Source organism: Ferrovibrio sp. (assembly GCF_025869515.1).
Lineage (GTDB): Bacteria > Pseudomonadota > Alphaproteobacteria > Ferrovibrionales > Ferrovibrionaceae > Ferrovibrio.
Genome location: NZ_JAOZVR010000105.1, coordinates 26,224 through 39,384 on the forward strand (window position 1 = coordinate 26,224; position 13,161 = coordinate 39,384).

A 13,161-nucleotide genomic window follows, 5' to 3' on the forward strand; every position below is an offset into this window, starting at 1 on the left:
CTGGCGAAAGGGGCGCCGCTACCTGGCCTTGCGGGAGACCATCAGGCTGGCGGCGCCGTCAATCACCACAGTATCGCCGACCAGGCATTCGCAGGCAAAGGTCACGCGGCGCTTCTCGGAGACGATTTCGCTGATCGTCACCCGGGCCAAAACGGTATCGCCGATGCGCACCGGCGCCTTGAAGCGCAGGTCCTGCGAGACGTAGATACAGCCTGGCCCAGGCAGTCTGGTGCCGAACACCGTGCTGAGCAGGCTGGCGCCCAGCATCCCGTGGGCAATGCGGCCCTTGAACGGGGTTGCCGCGGCGAAAGCCTCATCGAGATGCACCGGGTTGGTATCGCCCGAAACGTCGGCGAACATGATGATATCGGCCTCGGTCACCGTCTTGGAATACTCAGCCGACATGCCGACCTGCAGGTCTTCCAGGTAATAGCCGTGCAAGGCCTGATAGGTCATGGCGGGTCCTTTATGGGCGATTGGGCGAGCGGTTGACGGGCTTTTTTTGTGCGGCGACTATAGCCGCCCGCCTGCGCGCCGGGCAACCCGCCCGTTCGCACCCGCAGCATAGACATTTGTATACCCGTCCCATGGCCGATATTCGTCCGTTGACTGCTTTCCCGCCGCAAGACCGCAGCGGAATCCGTTATGTGCTGACCGATATCGACGACACGCTGACCACGCATGGCCGGCTGCCGGCGGCGGCCTATGCGGCGCTGGAGCGGCTGGAAGCAGCCGGATTCAGGGTGATTCCGATCACCGGGCGCCCGGCCGGGTGGTGCGATCTGATCGCGCGATTCTGGCCGGTGGATGCCATCGTCGGCGAAAATGGCGCGCTGTACATGCGCTACGACCGCACGGCGAAAAAAATGCGGCGCCGTTTTTTCCAGAACGAGGCCGAGCGCGCCGCGGCGCGACGGAAGCTGACGGGCCTGGGCGAAACCATCCTGCGCGAGGTGCCGGGCTGTGCGCTGGCGTCCGACCAGCAGTATCGCGAATGCGACCTCGCAGTGGATTTCTGCGAGGACGTGCCGCCACTGCCGCAGGCCGCCATCGACAAAATCGTCGCGCTGTTCGAGGCGGCCGGAGCCACCGCGAAGGTCAGTTCGATTCATGTCAACGGCTGGTTCGGCCATTGGGACAAGCTCTCCATGACGCGAGTGCTGTTCGACGAGGTGTACGGTCAAAACCTTGACAGCGTGCGTGACCAGATCGTGTTTGCCGGCGACAGCCCGAACGATGCCCCGATGTTCGGCTATTTTCCCTACAGCGTCGGCGTGGCCAATGTGAGGCCGTTTCTGGACCGCATTGCGGCGAAGCCCGCCTTTGTCACAGCGGGCGAAGGCGGCAACGGTTTTGTCGAACTGGCTGACGCCCTGCTTGCGGCAAAAAAGCCTTAAGTCGCCCTGTTAAGCGGCCTTGGCAAGTTTCGGCGCGCCAAACAGCAGGCCCTGGCCGAGCGGGAAATTCAGGTCGGCGAGTTTCAGCAGGTCGCCTTCCGCCTCGACTTTGGCCAGCACCGGCAGCAGGTCGTAACGTTTGCAGATCTCGTTCAGATCGGCCAGATCGACCGGCGAGCGGGCAATCGCGCCAGCATCGGCAAAAGCAGTCGCATTGAATTTCAGGAAGCGCACACCGCTGCGCGCCAATGCCGCAAAATCGAGATCGAAGCGGTCGATGCCGTCGAGCGACAGCGCGAAACCGAGCGCCGAAAGCTGGCCCAGACGATAGAGCCCGTTGCGATCGAGTTCGCGCACACCCTCATAGCTGAATTCCAGCACGATATTGGCGGCATGCTCGCGTTCGCGGGTGAGAAAATCATAAAGCGGATTGAAGGTTTCGACCTGGGCCAGCATGGCCGGCGTCAGATTGAGGAAGAAGCCGACTTCCTTGGCGCGCTGTTCCAGCTTGCGCACCAGCTGCACGCCGCGCAGCAGCATCAGTGCATCGAATTCGGCACGCAGGCCGGCGGCATCCAGCGCCTGCAGACAGGCCGCGGCGGCATAGGCCTTGCCGTTCTCGTCGCGCGGACGCGCCAGCAATTCGAAGAAACGGATGCGCCGCTGCGGCAGGCTGACGATCGGCTGCACATGCAGTTCGACACGATTGTTGTTGAGTGCATCGCGCACTGCATCCAGCAGGGTGCCGTCATCCGGCGGCTCGGGCGTGCGCATCGGATCGGGCACGACCAGGCGCGGTTCGTTGGCGACCTGCGGTAGGGGCGCCTCCGGCATGACCAGATGCGGACGCGCCAGATGCGGACGGGCATGGCGGGGCGCGACCGGTTCGGCCGCCACATCGATGGCGGCGGAACCGGCACCCAATTCCATGTCGCGCAGGCGCAGCACTTCTTCGGCCAGTTGCTCGATCTCGGCGATCAGGCGGCGCTGCACCTGGCGGCGCAGCAGCATTTCCCGCACCGCCCAGAACAGCATCAGCAGGCCAAGTGCCAGGATGCCCGGATGCTGCTGGGCCAGGCCCGGCACCAGGCGGGTCAGCGACACGCCGGCGACCAGCGCGATCAGCGAGAACGCGGCAAGGGTGAGCAGGGTCGGCATCGGACGGCGCCTCCGGAGGGATAGCATGGCGGCCAGAAGCCTCTGGTCCGCCGGGGTGGTAACGCTATAGTTAAGCCGGGGTAGCGTTAATGGAGGCTGAATCGATGGCCGGTCACGACAAGGACACAGGAAATCAATCGCTTACGGAGCTGGCCATGCCGCCCCTGCGGCGCCGGCTGATCGGCGCCCTCGCCTCTCTGCCACTGGCGGCGGCCGTATTGGTCGCCTTCGGCCCGTTCGGCAGCAATGTCCAGGCCCAGCAGATGAGCAAGAAAGGGAGCACCGGCATGACCGCGCATGATTTCGAGCTGACGGCCATCGACGGCATGCCGATGCCGATGAAGCAGTTCAGGGGCAAGGTGGTGCTGCTGGTCAACACCGCCTCGCAATGCGGCTTCACGCCGCAATATGCCGATCTGGAGAAAATCTATAAGCAGTACCGCGACCGCGGTCTGGTGGTGCTGGGCGTGCCGTCGAACGATTTCGGCGGCCAGGAGCCGGGCTCGGCCGCGCAGATTAAGGAATTCTGCGAAGTGAATTTCGATATCGATTTCCCGCTGGCCGAGAAGCAGGTGGTGAAAGGCCCGCAGGCGCATCCGCTGTATCGCTGGATCGCCGCCGAACTGGGTGAGGATGCGCTGCCGAAATGGAATTTCCACAAATACCTGATCGGCGGCGACGGCCGCCTGATCGAGGGCTTCGCCACCCCGGTGAAGCCGACCGACGGCAAGGTGACCCGCGCCATCGAGAGGGCGCTGCTGAAGGCCAAGGTCTGAATTCCGCAGCCCGCTGTCGGGCCTGACGCTTACCTCGCCTGCAGCGATGCCGTAAAGCTTGCGACATGAACTACCGTCACGCCTTCCATGCCGGCAATTTCGGCGACGTGCTCAAGCATGTCGTACTGCTCGAACTGCTCGATGCGCTGCATCGCAAGCCGAACCCGGTGCATCTGATCGACACGCATGCCGGCATCGGGCTTTACGACCTGGCCGGCGACGAGGCGCAGCGCAGCGGCGAATACCGTTTCGGCATCGGCGCCGTGCTGGCCGACCTGCAGGCGGAGAAAATCCTGCCGCGCTATACAGCCGCCCTGAAGCGGCTGAATCCCGAACTGAAGCCGGGCGGCAGCGGCCTGCGGCGCTATCCCGGTTCGCCCTGGCTGCTGCAGGACAGCGTGCGGCCAGGCGACCGCGTGACGCTGTGCGAACTGCATCCGCAGGATGCCGAGACGCTGAAACGCAATATCGGGCGCGATCCCGCCGTGGCGATCCATCACCGCGACGGCTTCGCGGCGATCAAGGCCCTGCTGCCGCCAACACCGCGCCGCGGCCTGGCCCTGATCGATCCGGCTTTCGAAGCCAAGGACGAGTTCACCATCCTGAGCAAGGCCGTGCTGACGGCGCAGCAGCGCTGGGCCACCGGCCAGCTGGTCGTGTGGTATCCGATCAAGGATCAGAAGAGTATCGAAGCCTGGAAAACGGCACTGGCGAAAGAGCTGAAATCCGAGACACTGTGCATCGAACTCACCGTGCGGCCGGCGAAGGATGCCAGACAGATGAGCGGCAGCGGCCTGCTGGTGGTCAATCCGCCCTGGCAGCTGAAGGAAACCCTGGCGCCGATGCTGGATTTCCTGAAAGGCCGCCTGATCCGCGAAACCGGCGGCGGCGTCCGCATCACAACGCTGGTGAAAGCCGGCTAGTGAATGGTGCCGGACGACGGATCGAAATCGTCATCGTCGTCATCATCCTCGTCGTCATCCAGATCGTCGTCATCCGGCTCGGGATCGTCGTTGCTGGCGCTGCCCGGCGGCGGCGTCGCCACCGGCCCGGCCTGGTGATGGCTGAGCCGCCAGGCCTTGCCCTCGCGCACGAACAGGTTGGACGCAATCAGATACTGGTCCTCGACCTTTTCGAAACACAGCACCAGCGCGACATCGCCCCACAGCGTGACGCGCGGCGCCATCATCTGCAAAGCCGGCTGCGACGGATTGGCGAGGATGCGCCGCCAGCCTTCCAGCACCGCGTCGCGGCCCATCAGCGGCGGCCAGCCGGGATGGATGCAGACCACCGGCGCCTTCTTGGCCCAGAGTTCGTCCATGGCGTCGATGTCACGCTGGGCAAACGCGCGATAAAAAGCGGCGTTGGCGTCCAGCAGGGCGGTTTCGTCGTCGGGCGGCGGCGTCGGCATCGCCGCAGTTTAGAATGCGTTGCGGCCGGACGGTAGTCCTTGGCCGATCGGGCCCGGGACGGCGGGCCTTGCGTCGGGTCTTGCATATGGGCAGGGCGAATGTTTCCCTGCCGGGTATGCCGCCCCGCCCCGCTGCCGAACCCGGTCCTGACGCCCGTAAACCGGACTATGCCGTTCTGATGGTCTGCACCGGCAACATCTGCCGCTCGCCGACCGCCGATGGCCTGCTGCGCCATGCCCTGCTGCGTGCCGGCCTGGCCGACCGGGTACTGGTCGATTCCGCCGGCACGCATGACTACCATATCGGCGATCCGCCCGACCGCCGCAGCATCGCCACCGCGCGGCGCTACGGCGTCGATCTCGCCAACCTGCGCGCGCGCCAGGTGACGGCCATGGACTTCGCCCGTTTCGACCTGGTGCTGGCGATGGATGACGGGCATTACCGCCAGCTGCAGGCACTCTGCCCGCCGGACCATCGCGACCGCCTGAAGTTCTACCTGTCCTATGCGCCGCAATTCGGCCGCGACGTGCCAGATCCCTATTACGGCGACGGCGACGGTTTCGAGGCGGTCTGGCGCATGTGCGAGGCAGTCACCGAGGCGCTGGTGGCGGATATTCGCAGCAGCTTGGCTGACCGGCATCTCGAATAACGCCTCGGCAGCGCGCCGTCAGGCCACGCGCTGCTCCAGATTGCGATGCATGGCCAGCATGCCCTGGTCCATCATGCCCTCCACCACCGGCTTCAGGTCGGCCGGCATCATATCCGCCAGCCAGATGACACGGCAGCGCCCGGGGCTTTCCGCCACGATCTGGAAGGAGGCGTTGTGGTGCGTGAGGCGGCCACCGATCACGGCATAAGCCAGGCGGCGTGCCGCATCGTCGATATCGACAATCAGTTCGCGCGCCACCATGCCATTGGCAAAGGTGACCATACGGCACTCCCCGTCGATATGGCAGTCAGTCACGAAACCCGGCGCCAACCGGTGTACCGCACCGACATCGCGAAAGGCTGCCCAGACATCATCGGCACTGGCGGCAATCGACATTTCCCTGCGGATGGTCGGCATTTTCAGGCGACCTTGCCGCAATAGGCTTCCAGGCGATAGCCGTCAGGATCGACCACGAAGGCGGCATAGTAGTTATCGCCGTAATCGGCACGCAGGCCCGGCCTGCCGTTATCCCTGCCGCCCTGCGCGAGCGCAGCGGCGTGGAAGGCATCGACGCTTTTGCGGTCCGGCGCGTCGAAGCAGAAATGCAGGCCCGAGGCCGCATCGGCCGGCACCGGTTTGTCGGTCTGGCTGATCCACAGCACCACCGCCTGGTCGCCATAACCGAGCGACCCTTCACCCTCGCTGAGGCAGCGATAGCCGAGGGGCTTCAGCACCGCATCGTAAAAGCTCTTGGTTTTCGCGGTATTGCGGACACCGATGGACACGTGATTGAGCATGATTTTCTCCTGCAAATTTCCGGCAGCATCCCGCGCCGGGGGGCGCACCATCGCCCGGTTGCCGGTATCGGCGCTTGGGGAAAATTGCTATTCTTGCCGTATGAATGAGACGGTTCCTCACCCGGGTGAAATTCCGGCGCCCGCCACCCCGATTTCCCGGGTGATCGCGCGCGACGCCGACTGGTGCCTGAGCGAATTCACTTGCCAGGCCGGACCGCAGGATCGCCGCTTCGAGGAGCAGCATGCCTTCGCCACGATTGCCGCCGTGGTGGAGGGATCGTTCCAGTATCGCTGCGACAGCGGCCGCGCCCTGCTCTACCCCGGCGCGCTGATGCTGGGCAATCCGGGGGGCTGCTTCGAATGCGGCCATGAACACAGTCGCGGCGATCGCTGCGTCAGCCTGCAGTTCAATCCGGTATTATTCGATGAAATCGCCTCCAGTGCCGCCGGCACCGCACGCTTCCGCTTCACCGCCGCGATGTTGCCGGCACTGAAGCCGCTGGCCCGCCCGCTGGTGGAACTGGAAGCCCTGGCCGCGAATGCGCCCGGCAGAAACCTGGATCGCATGGCGGTGGAAGAACTGGCGCTGCAGATGGCGGAAACCGTGGTCGACGCCGTGGCCGGCGGCAATGCGCGCTCGAGCGCCCCCTCGCCCAGCGACGGGCGGCGGATCAGCCGGGTGCTGCACCATATCGAGAGTCATACGGCGGACGCGCTCGATCTTGCCGCGCTGGCGTCGATCGCCTGCATGAGCAAATATCATTTCCTACGCAGCTTCCGCCGCATCGTGGGGTTGACGCCGCATCAGTATCTGCTCGGTTTGCGATTGCACCAGGCCGCGCAGCGCCTGTGCGCCTCCGCCGAGCCAATCAGCAGCATTGCCTTCGATGCCGGCTTTGGCGACCTCTCGACCTTCAATGCCGGCTTCCGGGCCCGGTTCGGCACCACACCTGGCAATTTCCGTCGCGCGCATGGCAGGTTGATCGCAGCCTGACGGCAATCCGTGTAGTGATTGAAAAGTTACTTTCATTTCAGGGGCATTATCCCGTACAAAGCCGGCGTTATCGCTTCATTCAGGATCAGGCCTCATGCGTCGTCTCGCTTACACCTTCGCAATCCTGCTTGCCGCCGGCAGCCTGCCGCTTGCCCAGCCGGCCCAGGCCCAGAACAGCAAGGCCGCGGCTATCGAGGCCTGCATGAAAGAAATCCGCAGTTCATTGCGGGCCGGCCAGAAACTGACCGAGCAGCAGCGCATGGTGGCCGAAGAACAGTGCCGCGCCCGCGTCGAAGCCTCGCAAGTCAAGAAATGATAATCGCGGCCGTCAGACGCTGACGGTCAGACCGGCGCCGCCAAAGCCTTGGCGCCCAGTGCGGCCGGGCGGGGCCCGCCGGTCGCCCAGTCGAGCAGCTGCACGGTATGCAGCACCGGCTTGTCCATCCCACTCCCGATCTGGATCAGGCAACCGATATTGCCAGCCGCCACCACATCGGCATGGGTGGAGACGATATTCGCCACCTTGCGGTCGCGCAGCTGCGCCGAGAGTTCGGGCTGCAGCAGATTATAGGTGCCGGCCGAGCCGCAGCATAAATGCGCCTCCGGTACATCCCTCACCGCAAAGCCTGCTTCCGCCAGCAGCTGTTTGGGCAGCGCCGTGATCTTCTGGCCATGCTGCAGCGAGCAGGCGCTGTGATAGGCAACGCTGATCGGTTCGGCATTGCCGCTGGGCCTGAGGCCGAGATCGCGCATCACCTCGGTGATGTCTTTCGCCAGCGCGCCGATCTTCGCGGCTCTGTCTGCCCAGGCCGGATCGCTGCGCAGCATGAAACCGTAATCCTTCACCGTGGTGCCGCAGCCCGAGGCATTGATCACCACCGCATCCAGCCCCTCGCTCTCCAGTTCGCGATACCAGGCGGCGATATTGGCCTTGGCCCTGGCATGGGCATCGGCTTCCCTGCCCATATGATGGGTCAGTGCGCCGCAGCAGCCGGCACTTTCCGCGACCACAACCTCGCAGCCATGACGCGTCAGCAGCCGGATGGTGGCGGCATTGATCTCGGGGTCGAGCACGCGCTGGGCGCAGCCGGTGAGCATCGCCACCCGCATGCGGCGCTCGCCCTCGGCGCGGAACACCTGCGGCCGGTCGAGATCGGAGGCCGGCGGCAGATGGCGCGGCGCCAGCGCCACCATCGCTTTCAGCCTGGCCGGCAGCAGAAAACGGAACAGCCTGCCGATCCGCGCCAGCCGCAGGCTGAAGCGGAACAGGCCCGGATTGGGTAGCACGCGCGCCAACACAGTGCGCAGCAGGCGGTCCATCAGCGGGCGTTGATAGGTTTCCTCGATATGGGCGCGGGCATGATCGACCAGATGCATGTAATGCACGCTGCTCGGACAGGTGGTCATGCAGCTGAGACAGCTGAGGCAGCGGTCGACATGACGCACGGTCTCTTCGGTGGCGTCGTGGCCGCCTTCCAGCATCTGCTTGATCAGGTAGATGCGGCCGCGCGGACTGTCGCGCTCGTCGCCCAGCAGCACATAGGTCGGGCAGGTTGCGGTGCAGAAGCCGCAATGCACGCATTTGCGCAGGATCTCGTTCGAGGCGGCAATCCCGGGATCGGCGAGCTGCGCGAGGGTGAAGGAGGTTTGCATGACTCAGGTTCCCGCGCTGGGTGCCATGCGGCCCGGATTGAGGATATTCATCGGGTCGAAGCTGTCTTTCACGCGGCGACTGAGCGCGGCCAATGCTTCCGGCTGCGGCTGGAACACCGGCACGGCGGCGCGGGTGGCGAGATCGGCGCGGATCAGCGTGGCATGGCCGCCGCCATTTCCGGCGATCGCACCACGCACCAGGGCGGCATGGGCGTCATCGGCCGGCGGCAGCGACAACCAGACCAGCCCACCGGCCCAGTCGTAGAAGAAACGCGCCTCGGGCTGCGCCTGCGCAATCACGGCTGTCACCGTGGGCCCACTCAGGGGTGCCGTGGAGAGGCGCCACAGCAGGCGGTCCTGCGGCAGGGCGAAGGCGGCGGCATCGCGGATCTCGCGCCACAGCCAGGCCGAGTTCATCGAATGCAGTTCTTCCAGCGGCGCCCCAAAGCTGCCGAGCAGATCGCGCAACGCCTCGCAGCGCGCCTTCACCGAGATATCCGTACCCTCGATGCGCACGGCGGTGACGCCAGTGCCGGCCCTGGCGACATAGGCGACGCCGGAGAGCGCGGCCACAGCGGCCGGCAGATGCGCCAGCCCGGCCACTTCATGCGGCGAGGCGGCAGCGGCGGCGAGCGCCTGGATGGCGCGGGCATCGTCGAGGCCGAAGACCAGCACGGTACGGGTCTTTTCCGGCGCCGGCAGCACCTTCAGTGTCACCTCGGTGAGTGCCGCCAGCGTGCCATAGGCACCGCAGACCAGTTTGGGCAGATCGTAGCCGGTGACATTCTTCACCACCTTGGCCCCGGCCTTGAAGATTTCACCGCGGCCCGAAACGGCGATGAAGCCGAGCAGATGGTCACGCAGCGCACCGGCCTTGAAGCGGCGCGGTCCGGCGAGGTTGCAGCCAATGGCACCGCCGATGGTGCCGCGGGCCGCTGCTCCGCCCCAGAGCGGACCGTAATCCGGCGGCTCAAACGCCAGCATCTGGTTGCGCGCCCCGAGCAGCTTTTCCACATCGGAAACCAGCGTGCCGGGGCGCAGGGTCAGCACCAGCTCGGCCGGTTCGTAATCGAGGATGCCGCTGAGGCGGCTCATGTCGAGCGCGTATTCGGTCTGCGCCGGGCGCCCAAGGCCTGCCTTGCTGCGATGGCCATGCAGGCTGAGCGGCCTGGTCTCTGCGGCTGCCCATTTGACCAGGTCGGCCACATCGGTGGTGCCGGACGGGATGAAGGTCTCAGGCATGTATCACTGCCTTAGTTCGTCATGCTCAGGCTTGACCCGAGCATCTTTGGCCATACGGCCTGAGACCCTCGGATCAAGTCCGAGGGTGACGTTCCTGTATAAGTATTGCGTCTGCATCACTTCAAAATCTCGGCAAATCCGGAAAGGCCAGCTGGCCCTTGTGCACATGCATGCGCCCGAGTTCGGCGCAGCGATGCAGCACGGGAAACACCTTGCCCGGGTTGAGGCGATGGTTGGGGTCGAAGGCGCATTTGACGCGCATCTGCTGCGCCAGGTCGGCCTCGGTGAACATCGCCGGCATCAGGTCGCGTTTTTCCACGCCCACGCCATGCTCGCCGGTCAGCACGCCGCCGACCTCGACGCAGAGCCGCAGGATATCGGCGCCGAACTCTTCAGCCCGCTCCAGCTCGCCCGGATTGTTGGCATCGTAGAGGATCAGCGGATGCAGGTTGCCGTCGCCGGCATGGAAGACGTTGGCGACCCGCAGGCCATGCTTCTCCGACAGCTGGCCCATGCGGGTCAGCACCAGCGGCAGCGCCTTGCGCGGAATGGTGCCGTCCATGCAGAGATAATCCGGCGAGATGCGGCCCACGGCGGGGAAAGCCGCCTTGCGCCCGGCCCAGAAGTTGAGCCGTTCGTCCTCGTTCTGCGAGACACGGCAGTTGACGGCACCGCAGGCATCGGCAATCGCGCGCACGCGCAGCAGCAGGTCGTCGACCTCGGCAGGCGGTCCGTCGAGTTCGATGATCAGCAGCGCCTCGACATCGCGCGGATAGCCGGCATGGACGAAATCCTCGGCGGCATGGATGGCCGGCCGGTCCATCATTTCCATGCCGCCGGGAATGATGCCGGCAGCGATGATTTTCGCCACGCAATCGCCGGCGGATTCGGATGTCGGGAAACCGGCCAGCACGGCGCGCTGGGTCGTCGGCTTGGGGAGAATGCGCACGGTGACTTCAGTGATGACGCCCAGCAGCCCCTCGGAGCCGCAGATGATGCCCATCAGGTCATAGCCTTCGGCATCCAGATGCTTGCCACCGAGCCGGATAATGTCGCCGTTCATCAGCACCATCTCGACGCCGAGGATGTTGTTGGTGGTGAGACCGTATTTCAGGCAGTGCACGCCGCCGGAATTCTCCGCCACATTGCCGCCGATGGTGCAGGCGATCTGGCTGGAGGGATCGGGCGCATAGTAGAAGCCGCGATGCTCGACCGCACGGGTGATGCCCAGATTGGTGACGCCGGGCTGCACCACGGCGCAACGATTGTCCCAGTCGATATCGAGCACCCTGTTGAACTTGCCAAGACCGAGCAGCACGCCATCGGCCAGCGGCAGCGCACCGCCCGACAGCGAGGTACCGGCACCGCGCGGCACAATCTTCACGCCGCGGCTGTTGCACAGTTTCATCACGTCGGAAACCTGCTGCACCGTGCTGGGCAGCACGGCGACCAGCGGCAGCTGGCGATAGGCGGTGAGGCCATCGCATTCAAAGGCGCGCAAGGAGGTCTCGTCGGCGATCACCCCCTCGCCCGGCACGAGGGCGCGCAAAGCCGCGATCAGGTCGAGCCGCTGAGCGATGATGTCCTGTTCCGGCGCCGGCATCAGCATGGCGTCATCCTTTGGGTTGCTTATCGGCGGCGCGATAGCGGCCGGCGGCTTCGGTAATATGGTTGCGCGCGGCGGCACCGGCAGCCCCGGGATCGCCGCGCGTGATGGCATCGAGCAGGGCGCGGTGCTCGGCCTGGGCGGCTGCCGTGCTGCCGCTGCTGCGCGCAGCGGGCTGCCAGGTCAGGGCGCGGGTGGCGGAGAAATGCTGGGCCAGGAAGGCGGCGAACTGCGCCAGATAGGGATTATGCGCCGCCATCGCCACGGCGGCATGGAAGCTGTCGTCGGCTGCGGCGCCGTTGTCGTCGCTCTGCAGCGCCTGTTCCATCTGGGCAAAGGCCGCATTCAGCGCGGCCAGGTCGGCGGCCGAGCGCCGCTGTGCCGCCAGCTCGGCCATGCCGGCCTCGATCACGCCGCGCAGCTCGAAGACATGGGCGAGATCGGCCGCATCAAGGAGGCCCATCTCGTTATTGAGCGCGGCGATGCGGAAATTGGCCAGGCCGGGCCTGGGCGCCACAAAGGCTCCCGCCCCCTGCCGGGTCTCGACGAAGCCATCGGTCTTGAGCCGGGCGATGGCTTCGCGCACCACGGCACGGCTGACCGAGAAGCGCTCGACCAGCTGCTTTTCCGTCGGCAGCCGGTCGCCCGGGCCGAATTCGCCGGCCCGAATCGAGGCTGCCAGCCGGCCGGCCAGCATGGCGCTGAGGCCGGTGCTGCGCGGCAGCTCCGCAAGAATGAGATCGACAGGGATAGTAGGGCTCGGCATGGCGATATTTGTCAGCTTGTCTGACAAATCCTGCAAATCGCACCTGCCGTCAAGACAAAACTAAAACGGCCCGGCTGCAGAGCAACCGGGCCGTTTAAAAACCAAGCAATCCTAGGGGCTTAACCCTGGCGCGCCTTGAAGCGCGGGTTGGTCTTGTTGATCACGTAGACGCGGCCCTTGCGGCGCACGACGCGGCAATCGCGATGACGGCCCTTGGCCGACTTGAGGGAATTCACGACCTTCATGACACCTGACCTCAGGAAATAAAAAAACCGGACGCAGCCTTAACCCGCCCGGCGGAAAAGTGGCGGGACCATACCGGCGGGTCCGCAGCCTGTCAACCGCAAAACCCGCCGGAAATCAGGTCCGAAATGACGCAGCCAAGCGCCTAGAATTCCTGCCAGTCCTCAGCCGCCGCAGGCTTGGCCGCAGCCACGGCCAGGGCAGGTTTTTTCGGGGCAGACGCGACCCTGGCCAGGGCCGGCGTTTTTGCGACCGAATGGGCCAGCGGGCGCGGCGCGGCGCCGGCCGGGGTCGCCGGCATGGCATGCGGCATACCGGCATCGACCTTGAAGAAACCAACCAGTTCGGCGAGCTGAACCGCCTGGTTGTTGAGCGTCTGGGCCGCCGCCGTGCTTTCTTCCACCAGGGCGGCATTGCGCTGGGTCATCTCGTCCATGCTGCCCACGGCGGTATTGATCTGGTCGAGCC

At 65.4% G+C, this 13,161-nt stretch carries 16 protein-coding genes and 1 pseudogene; 6 read left to right on the forward strand and 11 right to left on the reverse strand.

Going from position 1 to position 13,161, the window contains the following annotated elements; translation table 11 throughout:
* Positions 1–18 precede the first annotated feature (18 nt).
* Entirely contained in the window at positions 19–456 is a 438-nt protein-coding gene (locus tag OJJ21_RS18445) for a MaoC family dehydratase (RefSeq protein WP_297688539.1), read from the reverse strand.
* 131 nt (positions 457–587) lie between these two features.
* Between OJJ21_RS18445 and OJJ21_RS18450 the strand changes: the two genes are divergently transcribed.
* Positions 588–1,397, forward strand: a complete 810-nt coding sequence (locus OJJ21_RS18450; protein WP_297688541.1) for an HAD-IIB family hydrolase — start codon at positions 588–590, stop codon at positions 1,395–1,397.
* A gap of 9 nt (positions 1,398–1,406) precedes the next feature.
* Here OJJ21_RS18450 and OJJ21_RS18455 read toward each other — a convergent pair whose 3' ends face one another.
* Positions 1,407–2,555 (reverse strand): EAL domain-containing protein, encoded by a 1,149-nt coding sequence (locus OJJ21_RS18455; RefSeq protein WP_297688543.1) that lies wholly within the window; start codon positions 2,553–2,555, stop codon positions 1,407–1,409.
* Between the two features lie 155 nt (positions 2,556–2,710).
* On the opposite strand from OJJ21_RS18455, the gene OJJ21_RS18460 reads away from it, so the two are divergent.
* Both OJJ21_RS18460 and rlmJ read left to right on the forward strand, forming a co-directional pair.
* Positions 2,711–3,331 (forward strand): glutathione peroxidase, encoded by a 621-nt coding sequence (locus OJJ21_RS18460; protein WP_297688544.1) that lies wholly within the window; start codon positions 2,711–2,713, stop codon positions 3,329–3,331.
* 65 nt (positions 3,332–3,396) lie between these two features.
* Complete coding sequence (gene rlmJ / locus OJJ21_RS18465; protein ID WP_297688546.1) at positions 3,397–4,254, forward strand: 23S rRNA (adenine(2030)-N(6))-methyltransferase RlmJ; 858 nt, start codon at positions 3,397–3,399, stop codon at positions 4,252–4,254.
* Here rlmJ and OJJ21_RS18470 read toward each other — a convergent pair.
* The gene (locus OJJ21_RS18470; protein WP_297688548.1) at positions 4,251–4,742 is read right to left on the reverse strand and encodes a nuclear transport factor 2 family protein; all 492 of its coding nucleotides are present in this window, start codon (positions 4,740–4,742) and stop codon (positions 4,251–4,253) included. The genes rlmJ and OJJ21_RS18470 overlap by 4 nt on opposite strands.
* Positions 4,743–4,858: 116 nt before the next feature.
* Between OJJ21_RS18470 and OJJ21_RS18475 the strand changes: the two genes are divergently transcribed.
* Positions 4,859–5,392, forward strand: a complete 534-nt coding sequence (locus OJJ21_RS18475; RefSeq protein WP_297688550.1) for a low molecular weight protein-tyrosine-phosphatase — start codon at positions 4,859–4,861, stop codon at positions 5,390–5,392.
* A gap of 18 nt (positions 5,393–5,410) precedes the next feature.
* On the opposite strand, the gene OJJ21_RS18480 is transcribed toward OJJ21_RS18475, so the two are convergent.
* Both OJJ21_RS18480 and OJJ21_RS18485 read right to left on the reverse strand, forming a co-directional pair.
* Positions 5,411–5,809, reverse strand: a complete 399-nt coding sequence (locus OJJ21_RS18480) for an SRPBCC family protein (protein WP_297688552.1) — start codon at positions 5,807–5,809, stop codon at positions 5,411–5,413.
* 2 nt (positions 5,810–5,811) lie between these two features.
* Positions 5,812–6,189 carry a VOC family protein gene (locus OJJ21_RS18485; protein WP_297688554.1) on the reverse strand — a complete coding sequence of 126 codons (378 nt, stop codon included), beginning with the start codon at positions 6,187–6,189 and terminating at the stop codon, positions 5,812–5,814.
* A 160-nt stretch (positions 6,190–6,349) separates the two neighbouring features.
* On the opposite strand from OJJ21_RS18485, the gene OJJ21_RS18490 reads away from it, so the two are divergent.
* Positions 6,350–7,183 (forward strand): AraC family transcriptional regulator, encoded by an 834-nt coding sequence (locus OJJ21_RS18490; protein ID WP_297688556.1) that lies wholly within the window; start codon positions 6,350–6,352, stop codon positions 7,181–7,183.
* A 94-nt stretch (positions 7,184–7,277) separates the two neighbouring features.
* A complete protein-coding gene (locus tag OJJ21_RS18495; RefSeq protein WP_297688558.1) occupies positions 7,278–7,499 on the forward strand; it encodes a hypothetical protein in 222 nt (73 codons plus the stop codon).
* A 26-nt stretch (positions 7,500–7,525) separates the two neighbouring features.
* Here the strand turns inward: OJJ21_RS18495 and glcF are convergent, their stop codons facing one another.
* The 6 genes and pseudogenes from glcF to OJJ21_RS18525 all read right to left on the reverse strand — a co-directional run.
* Positions 7,526–8,836 carry a glycolate oxidase subunit GlcF gene (glcF, locus tag OJJ21_RS18500; protein ID WP_297688560.1) on the reverse strand — a complete coding sequence of 437 codons (1,311 nt, stop codon included), beginning with the start codon at positions 8,834–8,836 and terminating at the stop codon, positions 7,526–7,528.
* 3 nt (positions 8,837–8,839) lie between these two features.
* Entirely contained in the window at positions 8,840–10,078 is a 1,239-nt protein-coding gene (gene glcE, locus OJJ21_RS18505) for a glycolate oxidase subunit GlcE (RefSeq protein WP_297688562.1), read from the reverse strand.
* A 121-nt stretch (positions 10,079–10,199) separates the two neighbouring features.
* Positions 10,200–11,687 carry an FAD-linked oxidase C-terminal domain-containing protein gene (locus OJJ21_RS18510; protein WP_297688564.1) on the reverse strand — a complete coding sequence of 496 codons (1,488 nt, stop codon included), beginning with the start codon at positions 11,685–11,687 and terminating at the stop codon, positions 10,200–10,202.
* A 4-nt stretch (positions 11,688–11,691) separates the two neighbouring features.
* Entirely contained in the window at positions 11,692–12,450 is a 759-nt protein-coding gene (locus tag OJJ21_RS18515; protein ID WP_297688566.1) for a FadR/GntR family transcriptional regulator, read from the reverse strand.
* Between the two features lie 119 nt (positions 12,451–12,569).
* Positions 12,570–12,695 (reverse strand): type B 50S ribosomal protein L36, encoded by a 126-nt coding sequence (gene ykgO, locus OJJ21_RS18520; RefSeq protein ID WP_144066828.1) that lies wholly within the window; start codon positions 12,693–12,695, stop codon positions 12,570–12,572.
* A gap of 143 nt (positions 12,696–12,838) precedes the next feature.
* Positions 12,839–13,161 (reverse strand): annotated as a pseudogene (locus OJJ21_RS18525) (methyl-accepting chemotaxis protein); the annotation flags it as partial.